The sequence below is a fragment of the Arthrobacter sp. M4 genome (assembly GCF_020251205.1).
Lineage (GTDB): Bacteria > Actinomycetota > Actinomycetes > Actinomycetales > Micrococcaceae > Arthrobacter.
Map to the genome: position 1 here is coordinate 49,437 of NZ_JAIWYX010000009.1, position 20,969 is coordinate 70,405.

At 63.5% G+C, this 20,969-nt stretch carries 20 protein-coding genes; 12 read left to right on the forward strand and 8 right to left on the reverse strand.

Annotation, left to right across the window (positions count from 1 at the left end):
* Positions 1-64: 64 nt before the first annotated feature.
* The 5 genes from LD110_RS16375 to LD110_RS16395 all read left to right on the forward strand — a co-directional run bounded on the left by LD110_RS16375 (position 65) and on the right by LD110_RS16395 (position 4,170).
* Positions 65-667, forward strand: a complete 603-nt coding sequence (locus LD110_RS16375) for a YdeI family protein (protein ID WP_225500005.1) — start codon at positions 65-67, stop codon at positions 665-667.
* A 41-nt stretch (positions 668-708) separates the two neighbouring features.
* Positions 709-1,473: a phosphatase PAP2 family protein gene (locus tag LD110_RS16380; RefSeq protein WP_225500007.1), complete on the forward strand. Its 765-nt coding sequence runs from the start codon at positions 709-711 to the stop codon at positions 1,471-1,473.
* 66 nt (positions 1,474-1,539) lie between these two features.
* Positions 1,540-1,752 (forward strand): hypothetical protein, encoded by a 213-nt coding sequence (locus LD110_RS16385; RefSeq protein ID WP_225500009.1) that lies wholly within the window; start codon positions 1,540-1,542, stop codon positions 1,750-1,752.
* A 167-nt stretch (positions 1,753-1,919) separates the two neighbouring features.
* Positions 1,920-3,914: a glycoside hydrolase family 32 protein gene (locus LD110_RS16390; protein ID WP_225500017.1), complete on the forward strand. Its 1,995-nt coding sequence runs from the start codon at positions 1,920-1,922 to the stop codon at positions 3,912-3,914.
* Positions 3,915-4,008: 94 nt separating this feature from the next.
* Positions 4,009-4,170: a hypothetical protein gene (locus tag LD110_RS16395; RefSeq protein WP_225500020.1), complete on the forward strand. Its 162-nt coding sequence runs from the start codon at positions 4,009-4,011 to the stop codon at positions 4,168-4,170.
* A gap of 25 nt (positions 4,171-4,195) precedes the next feature.
* Here LD110_RS16395 and LD110_RS16400 read toward each other — a convergent pair whose 3' ends face one another.
* The 4 genes from LD110_RS16400 to LD110_RS16415 form a co-directional block, all read right to left on the reverse strand.
* A complete protein-coding gene (locus tag LD110_RS16400; RefSeq protein WP_225500022.1) occupies positions 4,196-5,365 on the reverse strand; it encodes an ABC transporter ATP-binding protein in 1,170 nt (389 codons plus the stop codon).
* On the reverse strand, positions 5,362-6,954 hold the full coding sequence (locus LD110_RS16405; protein ID WP_225500024.1) for an iron ABC transporter permease: 1,593 nt from the start codon (positions 6,952-6,954) through the stop codon (positions 5,362-5,364). The genes LD110_RS16400 and LD110_RS16405 overlap by 4 nt, the downstream gene beginning before the upstream one ends.
* A 4-nt stretch (positions 6,955-6,958) precedes the next feature.
* Positions 6,959-8,005, reverse strand: a complete 1,047-nt coding sequence (locus LD110_RS16410; RefSeq protein WP_225500026.1) for an iron ABC transporter substrate-binding protein — start codon at positions 8,003-8,005, stop codon at positions 6,959-6,961.
* Between the two features lie 230 nt (positions 8,006-8,235).
* Positions 8,236-9,504: a glycoside hydrolase family 76 protein gene (locus LD110_RS16415; RefSeq protein ID WP_225500027.1), complete on the reverse strand. Its 1,269-nt coding sequence runs from the start codon at positions 9,502-9,504 to the stop codon at positions 8,236-8,238.
* 145 nt (positions 9,505-9,649) lie between these two features.
* Here LD110_RS16415 and LD110_RS16420 point away from each other — a divergent pair, with 145 nt between their 5' ends.
* From LD110_RS16420 to LD110_RS16430, 3 genes are all read left to right on the forward strand, one after another.
* Complete coding sequence (locus LD110_RS16420; RefSeq protein WP_225500029.1) at positions 9,650-10,546, forward strand: Ig-like domain-containing protein; 897 nt, start codon at positions 9,650-9,652, stop codon at positions 10,544-10,546.
* A 127-nt stretch (positions 10,547-10,673) separates the two neighbouring features.
* The gene (locus tag LD110_RS16425) at positions 10,674-11,465 is read left to right on the forward strand and encodes an SDR family NAD(P)-dependent oxidoreductase (protein WP_225500031.1); all 792 of its coding nucleotides are present in this window, start codon (positions 10,674-10,676) and stop codon (positions 11,463-11,465) included.
* On the forward strand, positions 11,462-12,703 hold the full coding sequence (locus LD110_RS16430; RefSeq protein WP_225500033.1) for an acyl-CoA dehydrogenase family protein: 1,242 nt from the start codon (positions 11,462-11,464) through the stop codon (positions 12,701-12,703). The genes LD110_RS16425 and LD110_RS16430 overlap by 4 nt, the downstream gene beginning before the upstream one ends.
* A gap of 64 nt (positions 12,704-12,767) precedes the next feature.
* Here the strand turns inward: LD110_RS16430 and LD110_RS16435 are convergent, their stop codons facing one another.
* Positions 12,768-13,631, reverse strand: a complete 864-nt coding sequence (locus tag LD110_RS16435; protein WP_225500035.1) for a DUF1684 domain-containing protein — start codon at positions 13,629-13,631, stop codon at positions 12,768-12,770.
* A 306-nt stretch (positions 13,632-13,937) separates the two neighbouring features.
* Between LD110_RS16435 and ppc the strand changes: the two genes are divergently transcribed.
* A complete protein-coding gene (ppc, locus tag LD110_RS16440) occupies positions 13,938-16,757 on the forward strand; it encodes a phosphoenolpyruvate carboxylase (RefSeq protein WP_225500036.1) in 2,820 nt (939 codons plus the stop codon).
* 35 nt (positions 16,758-16,792) lie between these two features.
* Entirely contained in the window at positions 16,793-17,098 is a 306-nt protein-coding gene (locus LD110_RS16445) for a hypothetical protein (RefSeq protein ID WP_225500037.1), read from the forward strand.
* A 21-nt stretch (positions 17,099-17,119) separates the two neighbouring features.
* Here LD110_RS16445 and LD110_RS16450 read toward each other — a convergent pair whose 3' ends face one another.
* Entirely contained in the window at positions 17,120-17,740 is a 621-nt protein-coding gene (locus LD110_RS16450) for a DedA family protein (RefSeq protein WP_225500040.1), read from the reverse strand.
* Positions 17,741-17,920: 180 nt separating this feature from the next.
* Here LD110_RS16450 and LD110_RS16455 point away from each other — a divergent pair, with 180 nt between their 5' ends.
* Both LD110_RS16455 and LD110_RS16460 read left to right on the forward strand, forming a co-directional pair.
* The gene (locus LD110_RS16455; protein WP_225500043.1) at positions 17,921-18,556 is read left to right on the forward strand and encodes a PadR family transcriptional regulator; all 636 of its coding nucleotides are present in this window, start codon (positions 17,921-17,923) and stop codon (positions 18,554-18,556) included.
* Positions 18,557-18,603: 47 nt separating this feature from the next.
* A complete protein-coding gene (locus LD110_RS16460) occupies positions 18,604-19,131 on the forward strand; it encodes an O-acetyl-ADP-ribose deacetylase (protein ID WP_225500044.1) in 528 nt (175 codons plus the stop codon).
* Here the strand turns inward: LD110_RS16460 and LD110_RS16465 are convergent.
* Together LD110_RS16465 and LD110_RS16470 are read right to left on the reverse strand one after the other, a co-directional pair.
* Positions 19,128-19,793: a hypothetical protein gene (locus tag LD110_RS16465; RefSeq protein WP_225500046.1), complete on the reverse strand. Its 666-nt coding sequence runs from the start codon at positions 19,791-19,793 to the stop codon at positions 19,128-19,130. The genes LD110_RS16460 and LD110_RS16465 overlap by 4 nt on opposite strands.
* Before the next feature lie 111 nt (positions 19,794-19,904).
* On the reverse strand, positions 19,905-20,870 hold the full coding sequence (locus LD110_RS16470) for an RluA family pseudouridine synthase (RefSeq protein WP_225500048.1): 966 nt from the start codon (positions 20,868-20,870) through the stop codon (positions 19,905-19,907).
* Positions 20,871-20,969: the final 99 nt, after the last annotated feature.

Consider the following 20,969-nt stretch of genomic DNA (forward strand, 5'->3'; position numbering starts at 1 on the left):
ACTGCCAGCGTAGCTCGCCGGGCTCCGCAGCGTCGGGCGGAGGGGATATAGCAGAATGGCACCCATGGCCATCGAACTGCCTGAACTCTTGGTAAAGGACGCAGCCCAGTGGCGAGCTTGGCTTGAAGAAAACCACGCCAGCAGCCCCGGAGTCTGGCTGGTGCTGCACAAAAAAGGCGGAAACGTCACGAAGCTGGACTACGACGCCTTCCTTGAAGAGGCTCTCTGCTTCGGTTGGATTGATGGGCAGGTCAAGACCCGCGATGCTGAGAGCTACATCCAACGGGCCACGCCGCGCAGGCCCAAAAGCCCATGGTCCCGGCGGAACGTCGGCATAGTGGAGCGCCTGGAGGCAGAGGGAAGAATGACCGACGCCGGGAGGGCGGCGATAAACGCAGCCAAGGCCGACGGGCGTTGGGAAGCGGCCTATTTAGGCCAAGCCGATTCGGATCTGCCTGAGGATTTGAAAGCCGCCATCGCCGCAGTCCCCGAGGCGCAGGCGATGTTCGATGTGCTGTCTTCCACCAACCGGTATGCCATCATCTACCGCACCAACTCCGCGAAGAAACCTGAGACGAGGCAACGGAGGATCGCACAGTTCGTGGATATGCTGGCCAACCATGAGCTGCCCTATCCGCAGAAACAGCGCCCAGCTGGTTCCCAGTAACCGTGGAGGCTGCGGGTAGGCGCATGCGAAATACTGGACGGATGAAGCGTGTCTCCACCGAGCCGTCTATACCCCGTATCGCTGAGCGGTCGGACCTTGCCGGACGGACTAATGCCTCGCTCCGTCGCCTCTTGGTGGTGTCCGCAGGGCTCTTCGTCGCCGGTGACGTCCTGTTCTGGGCCATGTACGCCGCTGTGGCATCCCAAACCGGCCTGGCCCTGCTCGACGTTCCCGTCCATGATGCCGTGGTGGCTCTCCGAAGTGGAGCGGTGACGGCTTTGTTCTCGGTCTTCGCCACGCTGACGTCCCCGATCGCCACGGCTGTCACAGCAGCGCTGACTGCGCTTGTGTGGGCTGTGTGGCGGCGGGACTTCTGGCGGCCGGGATTGCTGCTCGGCTCCATGGCGCTGGCTGCGGTTTTGTCAGAGGTGGTCAAGCACGACGTCGGCAGGACGCGCCCATCGTCAGCGGACTTCCTGCAGGGGCCTGACGCCTCGTTCTCCTTCCCATCGGGGCACACCCTGGGGACCAGTGTCTTCCTGCTTGTCCTGGCCTACGTGCTTTCGGCAAGCGTTGCGTCTGCCAAGGTGGTCTGGGCCACGTGGGCGACTGCAGCCGTCGGGATCCTGGCGGTGGCATTTTGCCGCCTTTACCTCGGATACCACTGGCTTACTGACGTGTTGGCCTCGATCGGCCTGGCGTGCGGTGTCGCTGGTGTTGCCATGCTGGTGGACGGGATGAGGGCCAGCTTCCGCAAACGCAACGGTCAGTCGGCTGATACCGGAATGCAATCCACTGCCAATTAGTAAGCCAGCTTATGATTGGAGTAACGCACATTCCATCGTGGAAGGCGTTCAAGGGGAGCAGTAGATATGGCCCGTGCATTTGGCGGACGCAGGATGGTCCGCAGCCGATCGGGAATCTTCGGCGCTGTTTATCTGGCTATCGGTGTGGTGGTTGCAGCCACCCACGGATATTTCGTGGGGTGGAACATCCCGGGCAATGTTGTCGAAGCCCTTATGGCCATCGTTTTGTGGCCGGTGGTCGCCATTCTTGGGATCGATTTCCACGCGTTGATTCCCTGAACGAACCTGCCGTGCGTCGCCGCCGACACTCTAGGAGGGCATATCGTTGCCGAATGACCCTCAGGGTGTTCCTGTAAACTTGGTGTCCAAACACGAGCCGGCGCCGTCCTGACGTTTCAGAGACGGCGTCGGCTTTTGTTTTGTCCTGTCCCCAACACCCTCACTCAATGACTCCTTCTTTCGCTTTTGCCCTTCGCCGCCGCATGCTCGTGGCGGGAATCGCCGCGGCCGTGGTCCTCGCGCTCGTTACGGCCCTTGTCCTGGTCGCTACCGGACCTTCCACTGGGAGGATCGGCCCTGCTGCCGTCGCTGGGAGCGTCTTGGAAGATCTTGCCTCAGCTGAGGCTAAAGCCAAGGAGAAGGACGGTCGTTTCGGCTCACTGTGGCTGCGCGGCAGCGACCGCACTCTGGAGGCCCGAGGCCACGCCATCGCGGCGGATGCGGTTGATGACGCGCGTGCCATCGAGTGCGGCACGGGATGGTTGGCCGGCGTGCGCGTTGAGGGCCGAGTTTTCCTGCGGAGCAGCAGCGAAAGCAGCGCAGCCGAAGAGGACAGTTCCAAAGTAGCGCTTCCTGACTGCATCACCGCAGAAGCGCGGGACGCGCTTCTGGCGGACTTAGGCGTGGAACGGAAATGGTCCGTGCCGGACGCGTCACGCTTTGGGGCCCCGACATCGGACCCCGCCTACCGCCCCGCCTACCATCTGACTCCGGAACAGCGATGGATGAACGACCCGCAACGGCCGTTTTTCCTGGACGGGCTGTGGCATTACTACTACCTGTACAACTCCGACTACCCCGAGGGGAACGGCACCGAATGGTTCCACGCCACCAGCACGGACCTTGTCCACTGGAAAAATGAAGGCGTCGCGATCCAGAAGTACAAGAACGGGCTGGGTGACATAGAAACCGGCACAGCCGTCGTCGACACCGAGGGAACCGCCGGCTTTGGCAAGGGGGCGGTGATCGCCATCCTGACGCAGCAGCATGACGGCGTGCAGCGCCAGTCGCTGTTCTACTCGACGGACAAGGGGTACAGCTTCAAGAGCTTTGAGCAGAATCCCGTGATGAACAATCCCGGTCAGGAGCACTGGCGGGATCCCCGCATCGTGCGGGACGAGGCCAACAATCAGTGGGTTATGCTCCTCGCGGAGGGCCACAAGCTGGGCTTTTACACCTCCACGAACCTCAAGGACTGGAAGTACGCGTCCAGCTTTGAGCGGTCCAACCTTGGCATCTTGGAATGCCCCGATTTCTACCAGATGGATGTCGATGGCGACCCGGCCAAACGCACATGGGTCCTGGCTGCCAGCGCGAACGGCGCCTCCGAAGGACGCACCACAGGCTTGGCCTATTGGACCGGATCCTGGGACGGCAAAAGCTTCAAGCCGGCCGACGATCAACACCAGTGGCTTGACGCCGGACCCGACTTCTATGCCACCGTCACGTGGGACGATCCGCGCCTCACGGATGGCCAGCGCAAGGCGTCCCGGCACGCCGTCGGCTGGATGAACAATTGGGCCTACGCCCGCGAGCTGCCCACCGACGGCTGGTTCGGCGCTGATTCGGTGGTGCGGGACCTCCGCTTGGTGTCCGACGCCGGCCGGGCCACCTTGACGTCGACGCCCACCGCTGCGCTGCGCTCCTTGGAGGGACAGCCTCAAAAACTGGCGCCGCGCAATCTCACGAGCGACCCGGGCGAGCCCTGGCCGGTTCCGGCCAGCGGCGCCTACAAATTCGACGTCGAACTTGAGGCGGCGAGGAGCAACAGCTCCGAGGCTCGTGTTCTTCTGCAGAGCGGTGATCACACATACGCGACCGTGGGCTACGACTTCAAGAACGGTCAAGCGTTTATAGCCCGCGATGGGGATGCCGTGGCAAAGGGCGGGGGCGCCAAGGGAAGTGCCAAGAAAGCCGCGGTGGATGACACGTATCGCCAGATACGATCCGCCAAGAGCCCAGCCGATGCCGGCAAGGTGAAGCTGACGATCTACGTAGACCGTTCCTCCGTGGAAGTCTTCGTGAACGACGGCAAGCAAACCCTTACCGCGCTGACGTTCCCCCAAGCAGGCGAACAACAGATCAGAGCCGAAGCACCCCGCGACTCTGTAACTATCAAGGCGGCAACGATTACCCCACTGGCGACCATCCGCCAGAGGTGAGGTGGGGCACTAGCCGGGTGTGGGCATACTTACCGTGCGCCAGCCCCACTGCTACGGTGAAAGAGCAGTCACGAAACCAGTCCAGGAGGGCATCATGGACGAACACGATGCAGCCCACACCACGGAAAACGCGGAACATCATCACGGCAAGGGACCCGGAGGAACTATTCCGGACAACCCCAAGGGCGTTGGCCTCGGGGCCAGCGATGACGCCAATACCTTTGAGCCGGAGGAAGACCAGGACGCCACTGACTAGGCAGCGGGCTGAAACGAAGAACTGGTCAGTTACCCGTGGGTTCCACGGGAAACGCCACACCTTCACCGACTACCCGCAAGCTGAGTTCCGTCCCCGGCCGGGTGATGGAGGCGTTCCAGTGCCGGATGGTGATGACTTCGCCTCCGCCAGGGTAGCGGTGGTCGTGGCCGTTGCCATTGAGGGACAACCGGGGTGCTAGCTGGATACGCACTGTCGTCTCGGGGCCAAAGTAGTCAGTGTCCACCACCACGCCGCGGATCGGTCCGTCTTCGGCGATGCGGATCTGCTCCGGCCGCAGCATGAGCTGGACCTTGCCTTGCGCCGGGGGACGTCGCACGGGAATTCCACCCAGCGAGCACGTGGCCAGGGAGCCTTCCATCCAGGCGTCCAGGATCACGGCGTCACCCAGGAATTCGGCCGTGGCGCGGTCCGCTGGCCGGGTGTAGACGACGAAGGGGTTGCCGATTTGGGCGAGCTTCCCGCCACGCATCACGGCCACCTGATCAGCAAAGGATAAAGCCTCGGCCTGGTCGTGCGTCACGAGGATGGTGGTTACTCCATGTTCACCCAGCACCTTCGCAACAGCGCGTCGAGTCGCAACGCGGAGTCCGGCGTCGAGGGCTGAGAACGGCTCGTCGAGGAGCATGAGCTGCGGTTCGCGGGCGAGAGCGCGGGCCAGCGCGACGCGCTGCTGCTGGCCACCGGAAAGCTGGTGCGGGCGGCGAGTGGCCATGGACCCATCCAGCGACACCATCTCCAACAATTCCTGGATGCGGGCCTTGACCGCGCGCCGACCGCCGGGGAGGGCACCGGCGTCGAGTCCGAAGGCGATGTTCTGGCCAACGGTGAGGTGCGGGAACAGGGCGCCATCCTGGGCCACGTATCCGATGTGGCGTTTATGGGCGGGGACCCACACGCCGTCGCCGGCCACGGGCTTGCCATTCATCATGATTGTGCCGCTGCCCGGGTGCTCGAATCCGGCTATGAGCCGCAGGAGCGTGGTCTTGCCCGACCCAGAGGGGCCAACAATCGCGGTTGTCCCGCCCTTCGCCACGTGCAGGTTGACGCCTTTCAGCACAGGCTGGGAACCGAAGTCCTTGGTGACGTCGGCAATGTCCAGATGGCTGTTGGTGGTGGGTGCCACAGAAGGGGCAACGCGTGGCTCGGGAAGGCGGGAGGGGGCTTGTTCGGTCACTGTCCGGCAACTTTCTTGGACTGTTGGAAAAGCAGGTAGGTCATGGGAGCCGAGAGCAGGATCATCAGGAGCGCGTATGGAGCCGCGCCCGTGTAATCGATCTCGCTGCTCTTGGACCAAAACTCCGTGGCGAGCGTTTTGGTTCCATTGGGCGAGAGCAGGAGTGTCGCGGTCAGTTCGTTGACGATGGCCAGGAACACCAGGGCGGCCCCGCCTGCCGCGGCCGGTGCGGTGAGCCTCAGGGTCACCTTCGCGAAGGCCACCAGGGGCGGTCTGCCGAGAGCCTGGGCTGCCTCATCGAGCTCCTTGGGCGCTTGCGCAAGGCCGGAGCGGAGATTCACCAGGGCGCGGGGGATGAATAGCAGGACGTAGGCTGCAAGCAGCAGGCCGTGGGTCTGGTAGGTCCCGGGGAGCGCGCGAATGGCCACGGTCACAAAGGCCAGGCCCAGCACAATTCCGGGCATGGAACTGGTGATGTAGTTGGCGAGTTCCAGGGTTTTGGTGAACCAGCCCGGATGGCGGACCGCCAAATAAGCCAGAGGGAACGCGACTAGCGTGGTCACCAAGGCGCCGGCCAGCCCGTACGTCAAGGTCTGCAAGAGTGCGGGCAGGAACTCGTCTGCGGTCCATACCTGGGAGCCGCCAGCCAGGGTCCAGTGGAAAACGGACCAGAGCGGCACGCCGATGGCGAGTACGACGACGGCAAGCAGCGCCAGCTGTGAAGGCACCTGATAGTGGTGGAGGGGAAGTCGGACTGCCTTGGCCTGTGCGCCGGAACCGATCCGGGCGTAGCGGGCGGTTCCACGGCTGCGGACCTCGGCCAGCAGCAGGAACAGGCAGAAGATCACCAAGACGCTGGCCAGCATGTTGCCGGCGGTGCCATTGAAGGTGGATTGGTACTGCGTCATGATCGCGGTGGTGAACGTGTCGAAGCGGATCATCGCGAACGCGCCATACTCGGCCAGCAAGTGGAGAGCTACCAAGAGCGCTCCACCGGTCATGGCGATGCGCAGTTGGGGTAGAACCACTCGGAAGAAGACACGCCATGCCCCGTTGCCGAGCGAGGCCGCAGACTGCTCGATTGCGGGGTCCAAGCGTCCCAGCGTGGCGGCGGCGGGGATATAGACCAGCGGGTAGTAAGACAAGGTGGCGATCAGGACGCCGGACCACACGCCTTCAAGGGATGGCACCACGGACACCCAGGAATAGCTGTTGACGAAAGCCGGGATTGCCAGCGGAGCTGCGAGGGCCACCGCCCATGCGCGCCGGCCACGGAGCGAGGTCCGTTCCACCAGCCAGGCGCCGCCCACTCCCAGTACCAGGCACAAAGGCACCGTGAACAACATCAACAACACGGTGTTGGCGAGCAGTTCGCCTACGCGGGGCCGGAAGATCAGTTGAACGGCGGTGTCCCACCCGGTGGTGACCGTCATAACCGCCACGTAGCCAAGGGGAACCAGTGAAACCAGGGCAATAAGGACGGCTATGACAAAGATCGCAGAAACGCCGAAAGGCGGGCGGGGGCGCTTGCCCCTGCCCGCCGTCGTCGTGCTGCCGGCCAGGCCGGAAGCCGATAGATCGGTGGTCACTGTATTACAGCAGTCCTGCCGCAGTCATGAGTTCGATGACCTTCTTCGAGTTCAGCTTGGCCGGGTCAACCTTGGGAGCCTGCAGGTCCTTGACCGGGACCAGCTTGTCGTTGGCAGCGACCTGTGAAGCAATGGCGTATTCGAAGGACGTGCCGGTCTTGAGGACTTCCTGGCCCTTCTTGCCAGTGATGAACTTCAGGAAAGCCTGTGCCTCAGCGGCCTTCTTGGAGGACTTCAGGACACCGCCGCCGGAGATGGAGAGGAAGGCGCCCGGGTCCTGGTTCTTGAAGTAGTACGGGGCGACGTTGTTGGAGTTCTCGCCCGTCTTGGCCTGGTCGCCGTAGTAGTAATAGTGGTAGATCAGGGCAGCGTCCACTTCGCCGGCGTTGACTGCCTTCATCGCTGTGCTGTTGCCCTTGTAAGCCTTGAAGTTTTCCTTCATGCCCTTGAGCCACTCGGTGGTAGCGGCCTCGCCCTTGAGCTCAAGGAGTGCGGAGACGATTGCCTGGTAGTCGGCGCCCGTCGGGGAAGCAGCCCACTTGCCCTTCCACTCCGGCTTGGCCAAGTCCAGCATGGACTTCGGCAGCTTGTCCTCCGTGAGCTTTGACTTGTTGTACACGAGCAGCGTGGAGCGGGCGGCGATGCCGGTCCACTTGTTGGTGGACGGGCGGAACTCAGCCGGAACCTGGTCCAGCGTGGCCTTGTCCACGTCGGCGAAGAGGCCGGCGTTCTCAACCTGCGTCATTGCAGGGGAGTTCTCCGTGAGGAAAACGTCAGCAGGGGAGGAAGCCCCTTCCTGGATGATCTGGTTGGACATTTCGGTGTCCGAACCTTGGCGGAGCGTGACCTTGACGCCCGTCTCCTTGGTGAACTCCTCGACCCATTCCTTGGTGAGGGATTCGTGCTGGGCGTTGTAGACGGTGATGCCGTCAGTAGCAGCGGCCGAGCCTGAAGGGGAGGTGGTCGCGGCGTTGGAGCCACAGGCTGCCAGGCCAAGGGCGGCGGAGGCAGCGAGTGCGATGCCTGCCAGCGCCTTCTTGCGGATCATCATGAGGGACTGCTTTCTGCGAACACGTTCGGAGTGGATGGGACCGGGCGTCCCGGTGGGTCACGAACTCGAAGCGGACCACACGAAAGACACTGTAGGTTAGCCAAACCTAACCTTCCAAGCCTTCATGGCCTTTTGTGTCGCAAATCATGCGAATTAAGACAGAGTACCGTGACCTAATCCAGAATGCGGACTGTGACGGGTCTGTTGCGGCCCGACTGAGAGCATTTGGGCTACGTGAGTGTTGCGGCAGCTTCCAAGGTCATCCAGGCCTGAAGTTGGGTGGAAAGTTCGACGGCGGCACCCGCCGGATACGCGACGCCCGCCGGCACCGTGGGGTGGACCGGGAAGACGAGCCAGCCAGCCTGCTGCCCTGGCCGTTCCGATCGCCCAGCCCACAGCGCCTCGGCTGTGCTGGTCACCATTCGCCGGGCCGAGTCACGCGCTGAGGCGGGGAGCGCTGCATCCCTTGCAGCGAGGGCCAGGTAGCGCACCAGTATCCCGGTGAACAGACCGCCGTCGCCCCTGCCGTCGCACCGCAAGGCGGCGCTTTCCGGCGTGGGGCAGAGTCGGCGCTCGACGGCGGCAACCAGGTCCGCGGCGCGCGCCACGTTCGCTGCGCCGCCCAGTTCCAGGAGGGCTCCCAAAACGGGTCCTTGGTTGTAGGTGTACAGGCCTGGTTCCAGGATCACCTCGGAACCACGGATCCGCAGGCCATCCAGGTACAGTCCGCGCTCGTCGTCCAGCAGGCGGGAACCCAGCCAGTCCACCAACTCTTGGGCACGATCCCGCTGGCCGGTGCGGGCGAAGAACAAGGCGACAGGTCCGGTGGCAGGAGTGTTCTTGAAGTCACGCTGCCGGCTCCAGTACACACCGCCACCCAGTACGTCATCGGCAGCGGCCTCGAACTCCGGCGTGAGGATGTCACGGATCCGGTCTGTGCGCCGCCTTAGCCCCGTTGCCGCAGGTGCCATGGTTCCCAGTCTCACGGCAGCGAGGCCCAGCCACGCCATGTCGTCATAGAAGTCGTTCGTGTAGCGGAACCCATTGCGTAGTCGGACGGTTCGGAGGAGGCGGGAGGCCAATCCGGCGAAGTTCGGGCCGTCCGGGGCCGGGACGCGTTCCGCAAGTTGGCGTCGTCGCGCATCAACCAGGCAATCCAGATACTGCGCCTGCCACCAAAAGTGCCAAGGGCCCACAAGGTTATTGAAGGCTGGGACGCTGCGAAGGCGTCGCAGGCTGCGGGATGCGGCAATCTTGCGGAGGGAAGCGGCGTGTGGACCTTGGGCAGTTGGGCTGTCCCGCGGGGAATGAGCCACTGCGGCAATATGCGTTGCCGGGAGGAACAGGAAGCGGCGCCCGAAGTTCCGGATGACGGACTCGGCCGCGAGTGCTGCGCGTGACGACCAGTCGGGTCCGTCGGGCTGTGGGCTTCCGGGAGCGTCCGGCGGCGTGTTGCGCGTGACGGCGTCAGCATCGCTTGGTCCTTCAGAAGGCGCCATTCCTTCAGCCTAGCGATCTCGCCAAAGTTGACCCAGCCCTTGTGACGGGCTGGGGTGCGGCGGTACGTTCTCCTCACGGGTGCGGGACACGTGTCCGTGATGTGCTGGGGCTTCCATCGTGACCACTGTGGAAGAAGGCGCAGGCGTGACGAGAAAGAATGCACGTCATGGCAATGACCGGCGGGGCCGGCCACGGCCCCAGCGTGCCGTCATCCGGGCCGCCGTAGTTGTTATGGCCCTCTTTGGTGGGTTGGTCGGGGCCGTCCCTGCCACGGCGGAAACGCCAATCCACGCAGTATTCAACTCATATGTGGACGAGCCGCTTGGCTCCCTGCCAGGGAATGTGGTGGAGGTTCACATCTCGGTCCGGGGCCCGGAAGGCAGCCCTGCTCCCGCCGGAACGGTGACAGTCACTGACGACGCCGGTTCGCCCTCCCAAACCTTCGAGGTGTGGCAGGTCAACGAGGATGCCTTGGCCAGGGTTCAGGCCACCACGCCCGGCACGCACAACTATTGGGTGAGCTACTCGGGCGATGCCCGGTACGTGGCCCAGACCGTTCAGTTCAGCTTCGACGTCTACACAGGCCCGGAAACCCGGACATCGCTGGCCGTCGCCGCAGAAGGCACGCCTCCATCCGGTACAACCTTTCCTGCGGGAACACCCTTGATCCTCACTGCACAGGTCACGCTCCCCGGCGGAGGGGAACTAACTGGTCGTTCTGACGGGCACGTCGAGTTCTATCGCAACGACATGTACATCGGCGACGGAACCAAGACGGATGACCGCGGTTGGCGCTGGGAGTTCACTGTGCCCAACCCCGACCCTGGATCCCAAAGCTTCACCGCCGCGTATAGGGGTTCGATCTGGTACCTCGAATCGGAATCCGCGCACCATCGCGTGGATATCGAACCATCCACGGCCGGGAACGCCCTGGGCGCCGCAAGTTCGGTAGACGCGGCAAGTTCGGTGGGCGCCGCAGGTTCGGTGGGTTCTGCAGGTTCGGTGGGTTCCGCAGGTCAACCATGCAGCACGTCCGAGTGAGTGTATGAGATAACCGCCTGTCCCGCGCCTGGATGACGTGCGCCCCCGAGCCATTTCAGTTAACATTCATTAACGGAATTTGGTTCGGCGGAAAGTTCGGCAACGAGTTCGGCATCAAGGAGGATGTGTGGACATCAAAGGCGCGGTAGCGCTGATCACGGGCGGGGCTTCCGGGCTTGGGGCTGCCACGGCGCGACGACTTATGGCCGACGGCGCCTCGGTGGTGGTCCTCGACCTTCCCGGTTCCAACGGTGCGGCCTTCGCGGAAGAACTTGGCAATTCGAGTGGTCCAGGGAAAGCGGTCTTCGCTCCGGCAGACGTTACCGACGAGGCCCAGGTGCAGGCCGCCGTCGACGCCGCCTCGGCACTGGGGCCGCTGCGCATAGTGGTGAACTGCGCTGGCGTGGCGACGCCGGGCAGGATGCTGGGCCGGGACGGCGTGCTGCCGCTCGACGCATTTGCCAAGGTGGTCCAGATCAACCTGCTCGGCACCTTCAACGTCGCCAGGCTCGCAGCGGCTGCCATGGTGCAGAACGAGCCCGTGGACAGCCAGCTTGGCGGCCCGGAGCGCGGCGTAATCATCAACACTGCTTCGGTGGCCGCTTTTGATGGCCAGATTGGCCAACCCGCGTATGCGGCCTCCAAGGGAGCCGTCGCGGCGATGACGCTTCCGCTGGCGCGGGAGTTGGCGCACTCGCTGATCCGGGTAGTGACCATCGCCCCGGGTATTTTTGAGACGCCGATGATGGCTGGCCTGCCGCAGGATGCCCAAGATTCCCTCGGCAGACAGGTGCCTCATCCAAGTCGCCTGGGCCGCCCGGCGGAGTATGCCAACCTGGTTGCGCACATCGTGGACAACGCCATGCTCAACGGCGAAACCATCAGGCTGGATGGCGCCATCAGGATGGCACCGAAATGACCGCCGTGGGAGACCGGCCAGCTGATATCCAGAAACTTGGAGAACTGCCCTCAGCAGACTTTTTCGACTTCGAATCGCTGCTCAGCCAACACGAGCAGCGCAAACTCCAGGAACTCCGGGAGTTCATGGCTGTGGAAATCGCGCCCCATGCTGCCGCGTGGTGGAACAACGCCGAATTCCCTGCCCACATTCTCCCAAAGCTCGCGGCCCTGCGGCTGAGTACCCCCGCTCAACGCGGCTACAGCCACCTATTCGCAGGCCTTGTCATTGTCGAGATGACGCGGGTAGATGCCTCCATTGCAACATTCTTTATGGTCCACCACGACCTCTTCGTCGAGTCGCTGTACGAGTTTGGCTCAGAGGAGCAAAAGGGCAGGTTCCTGGATGACGCCGCAAACCTGCGCACAACAGGCGCCTTCGCACTGACGGAGCCGTTGCACGGCTCGGATGTGGCTGGCGGCATGGAAACCACCGCTCGGCGTGTTAAAAACGCCAGCGGTGACTACTGGATCCTGAACGGCGCCAAACGCTGGATCGGCAATGGGACGTTCTGCGACTACATGCTGGTGTGGGCCCGCGACGAACAGGACGGCGCCATCCGAGGCTTCATCGTCGACGCAACACTTCCCGGGGTTGCCCGCACGCGCATAGAAAACAAGATCGCCTTGCGAACGGTTCAGAACGCGGACATCACGTTCACCGATGTCAGGATCCCCGAAGCGGACAGGTTCGCCGCGATCAGCAGCTTCACGGACACCAAACACCTGCTCCGTGGCTCACGGATCATGGTGGCGTGGCAGGCGGTAGGGCAGCAACTGGCCGCCTTCGACGTCGCGCGGCAGTACGCCGTCGAGCGCTTGCAGTTTGGCCGCCAATTGGCGGCCTTCCAACTGGTGCAGCAGCAGCTGGTGCAAATGCTCGGCAACGCCGTGGCGTGCATGGGCATGATGGTGCGGATTGCGCAGTTGCAGGAGAACTCGCACCCGGGTCCCCACGGAACGCTGCACAGCGGCGCTGATATGGCTCAAGTGGCGCTCGCTAAGTCGTACACAACGGCCAGGATGCGGGAGACCGTGGCGCTGGGTCGATCGATACTGGGCGGCAATGGCATAGTCACGGACTACGGGATGGCCAAGATCTTCGCGGACTCAGAGGCGATCTACACGTACGAGGGATCCTACGAGATCAACTCGCTGATCGCGGGACGGGCCGTCACTGGAGTGTCGGCCATCGCTTAGTGCTCGGCCAATCGCTTAGTGCTCGACCATCGCTAATGTTCGGCGGGAGTTCGGGCCAGCGGAATCAGTCCTCCGGCCCGCGCTCGTCTGTCCCGTCAAGGCTGCCTTCCGGTGCTTTTTCTCCAGCCTCCACTGCCACGTCCACCGAGTTCCCGACCACCGGCATGGGGCATGTTCCATAGGGTGTGAATGCGCTGGGGTAGTTGATGGCGCGGTTGAAGTCGATAATGACGGTGCCGTCCGGCCGGGGCTTCGGAACGAAGACCTTGCGCCACTCGTCCGTGGTCCGTCCATTGGTCTCGTCATGGAAGGTGACGTTGAGGGCGCCCAGCTTTTCGGCTTCCGCGTGCAGCCTGACTTCGTGCGGCAAACCGGGTACGCGGAATACCACCTCACCCACCGAGCGGTGCACGCCGTCCACCAAGGGGTTGGCCGTACCGATGGGCACGTCGACGGGCTCGGGGTAGGGCTCGAACCGGCCTTCGAGAACCCAATCCGGGTTGAAGTCGTAGGTGGGGACGCTGGTGAATTCGGTCAGGACAGGCGAATCGTCGTCACGAGTCCGGATGGCATACTTGTCTGCCCGCATGGCCAGCTCCACCACCACGTGACGGCCGTCGTCGCCGCCGTATTGCACCCACATCAGGGACTCTTCATCCTGCAGCGTCGCTGTGTAGGTGCCATCCACCAGCTCACCGGTCTCCACGAACGTGAGGCCGTCCGCGGCGCTCGCGGTGAGAGTCGCCGTCGTACCGTCCGTGGACCACAGGCCTGGCGCGAGGTCGACGGTGGACGGCTGGCTGTCCAGCCATTGGAAGGAAGTGAGGGTCAGCCAGCCGTGGCTGACGGCCAGTGCCGCGTTGCGGCTGGTCCGGAAGCGCTGCCAGCGCTCCAGCTGTGCCTGGCTTGCTTCTGTGGCTGTACTCATCTGGCCCCTCCATTGCCTGCCTGCAGTGCCGTCACCCCGGTTCGTCTGCGGGTGCATCCCGAACAACCATGCACCGTTGAAGGGCATTCCCGGAAGGCCTTGAATATCATGGAATGCATGGAGTGGTTGTTCATCCTGGCCGCCTTCACCGGATGCGCCCCCACCCGCTACTCGGGACGCATCACTATCTGAGACACATTTCCCGCCTGCCAATCGGTGACGGGTAATATCCCCTAGGAACAAGTAAGCAGGCTCACAGTATCCAGCGCAGTGTACGAGCCACGTGCAAGACCGAAGGTAACTTTGATGGTTGACACTGCCCAGAACCCCGAAACCGACCTCGCCGCCGAACTGCGTGCGGATGTCCGGCGTGTATCCACGCTGCTTGGTGAGTCCCTGGTCCGCCAGCACGGTCCGGAACTGCTGGACCTCGTAGAACAGGTTCGCCTCCTCACCAAGGAATCCAAGGAAGCCGCCCGCGGCGGCGCTGATGCGACCGGCCCCTGGAGCGCGCACGACGTCGTAGCCCAGGTTCGCGAGTTGCTCGCCTCCCTGCCGCTGGACCAGGCGACCGACCTGGTGCGAGCCTTCGCGTTCTACTTCCACCTGGCCAACGCAGCCGAGCAGGTCCACCGCGTCCGCGGCCTGCGCACGCGGCAGGAAAAGGACGGCTGGCTCGCCAAGGCCGTGGCTGATATCGCCGTCCAGGCAGGACCACACGTCCTCCAGGACGTTGTCAACGAACTGGATGTCCGGCCCATCTTTACGGCGCACCCCACGGAGGCCTCACGCCGGTCGGTGCTGGACAAAATCCGCAAACTCTCCGACATCCTGGCCGAGTCCACGGTGGAAGGCACCACGGCACGACGTCGCCAGGACCGACAGCTCGCCGAGATCATCGACCAGATGTGGCAGACCGATGAACTCCGGCAGGTGCGACCCACCCCTGTCGACGAGGCACGCAACGCCATTTACTACCTGAACAGCATCCTCACCGACGCCATGCCGGAAATGCTTTCCGAGCTTTCCGAGTTGCTGGCGGAGCACGGCGTGGAACTGTCGTCGTCCACGGCGCCCATCCGTTTCGGCTCGTGGATCGGCGGCGACCGGGACGGAAACCCGAATGTTACCGCGGCCGTCACCCGTGAAATCCTTCAGCTGCAGAACCAGAACGCCGTACGCCTCAGCATTGCCCTTATCGACGAGCTGATCTCCGTCCTCTCCAACTCAACGGCACTGTTCGGCGCGGACCAGGAACTGGTGGACTCCATCGCGCAGGACTTGAAGAAGCTGCCGGGCTTGGACAAGCGCATCCTGGAACTCAACGCCCAGGAGCCGTACCGCCTCAAGCTCACCTGCATCAAAGCCAAACTGATCAACACCGGCCGTCGCGTTGCCTCGGGTGCCCACCATGAGCCCGGCCGCGACTACACCTCCACAACCGAGGTCCTCGCCGAGCTGGAACTGCTGGAACGCTCGCTCAAGAACCACTCGGCGTCGTTGGCTGCGGACGGTGCCCTTGGGCGCGTCCGCCGCGCCATCGCCTCCTACGGCCTGCATTTGGCCACCCTGGACATTCGCGAGCACGCCGACCACCACCATGACGCCGTTGGCCAGTTGGTGGACCGGGTGGGCGAGTTGGGCAGGCGGTATGCTGACCTGAACCGCGAAGAGCGTTTCGCATTCCTCAGCGCTGAACTCGCGTCCCGCCGCCCGCTGTCCGGACACCCAATCAAGCTCGACGGCGCCGCCGACGGCACGTACGACGTCTTCCGTGAGATCCGCCAGGCCTTGCGCACGTACGGACCTGACGTCGTCGAAACGTACATCATCTCCATGACCCGCGGGGCCGACGACGTCCTGGCTGCAGCGGTCCTTGCCCGTGAAGCCGGACTGGTCAACCTTTACGGCAGCGCCACCTACGCGAAGATTGGCTTTGCGCCGCTCTTGGAGACAGTCGAGGAACTGCGGGCCTCGGCGGAAATCGTGGACCAGCTCCTCTCCGACCCCTCCTACCGGGAACTCGTGCATCTCCGTGGCGATATCCAGGAGATCATGCTCGGTTACTCGGACTCCAACAAGGAATCCGGGGTGATGACCAGCCAGTGGGAGATCCACAAGACCCAGCGGAAACTGCGCGACGTCGCGGCCAAGCACGGTGTCAATGTGCGTCTCTTCCACGGCCGCGGCGGTTCGGTGGGTCGGGGCGGCGGACCCACCTACGACGCCATCCTGGCCCAGCCTAACGGTGTGCTGGAAGGCTCCATCAAGTTCACCGAACAAGGCGAAGTGATCTCCGACAAGTACTCCCTGCCCGAGCTGGCGCGGGAGAACCTGGAACTATCCCTGGCCGCCGTGTTGCAGGGATCTGCCCTCCACCGCACGCCACGCACATCGGACGATGAGCGCGAACGCTACGGCGAAGTTATGGAGACCATCTCCGACGCCGCCTTCGCCCGTTACCGCTCGCTCATCGACGACCCCGACCTGCCCGAGTACTTCCTGGCCTCAACGCCCGTGGAGCAGCTCGGTTCCCTGAACATCGGTTCCCGTCCTTCCAAGCGTCCGGACTCCGGCGCCGGGCTGGGTGGCCTTCGCGCCATTCCATGGGTGTTCGGCTGGACGCAATCACGGCAGATCGTCCCTGGCTGGTTCGGCGTAGGCTCCGGCCTCAAAGCCGCCCGCGAGGCAGGCAACGGTGCCCAACTGGCCGAAATGATGGAAAAGTGGAACTTCTTCCGTTCCGTCATCTCCAACGTCGAAATGACGCTGGCCAAGACGGATATGGAGATCGCAAGCCACTACGTCACGTCCCTTGTGCCCGCCGAGCTGCACCGGCTCTTCCACGCCATCCGGGCCGAATATGAGCTCACCGTGGCCGAAGTGGAGCTGCTCACGGGCGAGTCCGAGTTGCTGGAAGCCCAGCCCACCCTCAAGCGCTCGCTCGAAATCCGTGACCAGTACCTGGACCCGATCAGCTACCTCCAGGTGGAGCTGCTGCGACGCGTCCGCGAACAGGCAGCCAAGGCATCCGAGGGTACCCAGGCCGAGATCGACGAGCGATTGCAGCGGGCCATGCTGATTACCGTCAACGGCGTAGCCGCGGGTTTGCGGAACACTGGGTAGGTAATCTGGGTCCGCCCGCCCGGTAGGGTGGGATGGTGCCTTCTTTTCAAGCTCGACTGTTGATCACAGGGTTGAAGCCGGGGAATGCTCCGGAGGCTGTTATGGCGTCGGCCGTGGAGGCTCTAGGAACTCGGCATCACGTGGAGGCTAATCAACTGGACATCGTGCGGGGTGTGCCGCAGATCAGCCTTCGGTTCCTCGTTGAGGCGCGGGACTTTTCTGGCGAGAACAGCGAGGCCCAACTGTCCGCCTCGATGATGCGTGACGCCGTCGAACGCGTTGCGGTGACCGGGCGGCTATCGGTGCTGCGCCGGATTCGCGGGAAATGGGCGCCCGTTTAGGCGCCGATTAGGCGCGTGTTGTTACAGGGGGTTGGGGTGGCCTGGCTCGTCGACGGGGGAGCGGCCGCGTTTCCGCGCCACCACAACTCCGACGACGGCGCCGATCACCAAGCCGATTCCGGCCCCGATGAGGGAGCTGGCCCAGAAGGGCAGCCCCGTGGTGGTCCCGGCAAAGTAGCCCAGCCCTGCTTGCCAGCAACCCCACAGGATTCCGCCAATTGCGGCGCATAGGCTGAAACCGTGGACTGAAACGTCGGCAATTCCCGCGGCTGCCGACGTCGCAAGCCGGCCGCCAGGGATGAATCGCAGGCCGATAATCGCACTGTATGTGGACGAACGGCCGGCCTTCGCGATGGCCTCATGGATGCCGCGGTGGACCTTGCGTCCCCACTTCCAGCGGTCGAGCACATGGCTGAGGCGGCGCTTGAATAGTTGGAAAACCAATATGTCGCCTAACCACGACGCCGAGGCCGCGAGCAGGACCACGAGCCAGACGTTCGCCCGACCCTCAGCGGCAAGCGCCCCGCCTGTGATAACCGCAATCTCGGACGGAACAGGCGGGAACACAGCGTCGCCCAGAACCATGGGGATGATCCAGAAGTAGATCGCGGCACCCCAGCCGTCGGCGAAGCTTGTGTCCATTGGCACAAGGTACCGCACTTTGCCCCTGCGCGTTCCTGCTCCTGCGCTGAACAAAGCCCAAGCAAAAACAGCCTTCCGAATCTCTTGTCTGCCGATATTCAGCGATATATCGTTAAGTATCGTCAATAGTTTGGCGATCGCCCGCACAACGAGGGCGGACACCAAGAAGGAAGTGCAGACATGAAAGACAAATTTGAAGATTGCGGGCCCGAGTGGGGAGCCCGTTTTGGCCGGGAGAGTTTTGGCAGGGACAAGGGCCGTCGGGGTCCCCATGGACACGGCGGCGGCGGTTTCGGTCCTGGTTTCGGGCCTGGCTTTGGCCGTGGCTTCGGGCCGGGTTTTGGTCCCGGATTTGGGCCTGGTTTTGGGCCGGGCGGTTTCCGGCGGGCCAACAGGGGCGACGTCCGGTGGGCGATCCTCTCGCTGTTGGCGGAAGCTCCGTCCAACGGCTATGGGCTCATCCAAAAGATCATGGACAAGTCGTCCGGGACCTGGCGCCCAAGTCCGGGCTCCGTTTACCCGACTCTCCAGCAACTCGTGGACGAAGAACTCATCGAGCCCACAGGTGAGGGACGGAGAACTGAATTCACGCTGACCGATGCGGGCAGGGACTATGTGGCCCAACATGCCGAAGACCTCGCCAACGCCTGGAACACTGACGCCGAAGGATCAGCCCCCGCGTTCCATGAGAGCGTGATGAAGTTGATGCGGGTGATTCATCAGTACCGCTTCGGAGCGACGGAAGAGCAAAGGAACGCTGCCGTAGAGAAGATCGATGAGGCCCGCCGCGCGCTCTACCACATCCTCGCTGACTAGAAGTGTTTCGGGCTGATTCTGTCGACGCTGAGTGGCAGACTGGCACCATGCAAATCAGCATCGTCGAAGGCGACATCACCACGCGAAACGTCGACGCAATCGTGAACGCAGCCAACTCCTCGCTCCTTGGCGGTGGTGGGGTTGACGGCGCCATCCACAGGGCCGCGGGACCGGAACTGCTGGAAGCCTGCCGTGAATTGCGCAGATCCTCGCTTCCGGGCGGTCTTCCAACCGGCGCTGCAGTGGCCACTCCAGGTTTTCGCTTGCCGGCCCAGTGGGTGATCCACACCGTGGGGCCGAACCTGCACGCCGGCCAGTCCGACCCCAAACTGCTGGAGTCCTGCTTCCGCGAGAGCCTGGAAATAGCGGCCGACGTCGGAGCCCGCTCGGTTGCCTTCCCCGCCATCAGCGCCGGAATCTACGGCTGGGATCCTCGCGACGTGGCCACCATAGCGGTCGACGCCGTCAGGTCCTTTGAGCGCACGCGTCCGGACAGCGGGGTGGAACTCGTGGAATTCGTCCTGTTCAGTTCCGACACCGCCGAGATATTCCGGGTAGCCCTTGGAAGAGGCTAGACCGCTGGTGACGGCGGTGGAGTCCCAGCCCTCAGTTGCGATTCAGCAGCGTGGCTGAGATGCCTGGCCGCCTTGAAGTACCAGTAGGGCCAGGCGACCCAAGCGGCCGCGCCGGCCGTGATGCCGACGCCCACCACGGACCATTTCAGCCAGTCAGGGCCGGGCAACAAATAGCCAACGCCCGCCAGCGCCAATCCTGTCAGCAAGGCCAGGCCTATGAATCGGCCAAGCGTCGCTAAGGAGCGTGGGTAGCCCTCCACCGTGCGGAGCTTGTTGTGCGCCAGCAGGAACCAGGCAGCCTGGACGATCATCGCCGCCACTGTAACCACTGTGGACGGAACGAAGTCCAGGACGCGGAAAACCAGTAGGAAGGAGCTGGCCGATCCCGCAACGCACGCGCCAACAACCACCCACTTGGCGGGTTCAGTCCAGGCTTCCTTCGGAACCCTGCGGTGCACCTGCAGGATCACGGGAATGATGAGGAGGCTGAAGGCGCCGCCCAAGGCATCATTGGTGGTGCCAAAGTAGTAGGGTCCTCCGCGCGGAACTTCCACGGCATACATCGCACCGAGCGTCAGGACGCCCGCTGCACCTGCCGCCGCTGCCGCGTACGCGAAACGTGATGCTGTTCGGTCTCCCGGGAGTTCATGTAGCTGGTCCATGGGTGTCTCCTGACATATGCGCAATGGACCCCAGCAGTCCAATGGTAGGCCTGCTGATTCGGCAAGGGGAGATGCTTCGCGCCTACACTTCGGCAGACGGTGCTTCGGCGGTTATGCTCCGGCCGTAGCTTCGCTGAGTTCCAGCTTGCTCCGGTACTCCACTGGTTTCCCCGTGATGGGGTCGGTGAAGCGGATGCCACGGGCCAACAACTGCAGGGGCTTGGAGTAGTCGTCCGGCGCTTTGTCCAGCAGTTCAGGGTAAAACGCGTCGTTCACGATACCCAGGCCAAGGGAAGCCATGTGCACGCGCAGCTGGTGGGTCTTGCCGGTGTGGGGCTCCAGCCGGTACAGCGCGCGGCGAGCAGCGCCGCCGTCGGGCGTTTCCGGCAGCGCTGGGGCGCCGTCGAGGACGCGCAGCAGCTCGATCCGCGTCTCGGCGTTTGCTTGGCCCTCCACCACTTCGGCGAGGAGGTAGTCGCGGGACTTGACCATGCGGTTCCGCACTACCGCGGGAAACTCAACCGCAGGGTAACCCGGTGCAGGGGTGGCGGCGGAGACGCACTCGTATTCCTTGCGGACCTTCCGTTTCTCGAACAGGGCCTGGTATCTGCCCCGGGTGGCAGGATTCGTTGACAGGAGGAGCACGCCAGCCGTCATACGATCCAGGCGGTGCATTGGGATGAGGTCAGGTAGGTTGAGCGCGTTGCGGAGCCGCACCAGCGCCGACTCCTGGATGTATGTACCGCCGGGCGTCGTGGGCAGGAAATGCGGTTTGTCCACCACCAGGATGTGCTCGTCCTGATGGAGGATATTGATTTCGACCGGCAGCCGTTCCTCCGGCGGCAGCGTTCGGTAGTACCAGATGAAGGTGTGGTCGCTGAGTGGAGTGTGCCTACTGAGTGCTACGCCACCCTCGCCGACGATCTCGCCCGCGTCGAAGCGGTCCTCGATGCCTTGCGGATCAATGTGCCCCCAGCGATGAAGCATGTAGTCCATCGCGGTGTCCCACGGCCCCTCGTCCGGGAGGCGCAGGCGTGTGGCGTTGACGCCGTCGCGCACGGGAAGGGGGGATTTCATCACCGTCCAATTCTACCGGCGGTATCGTTTGGCCAATTTCTCTTCTCGCGGCCCCAGAGCTTTCCGAACATCAAATAGTTCTTGACAAGAAAAGTTGTC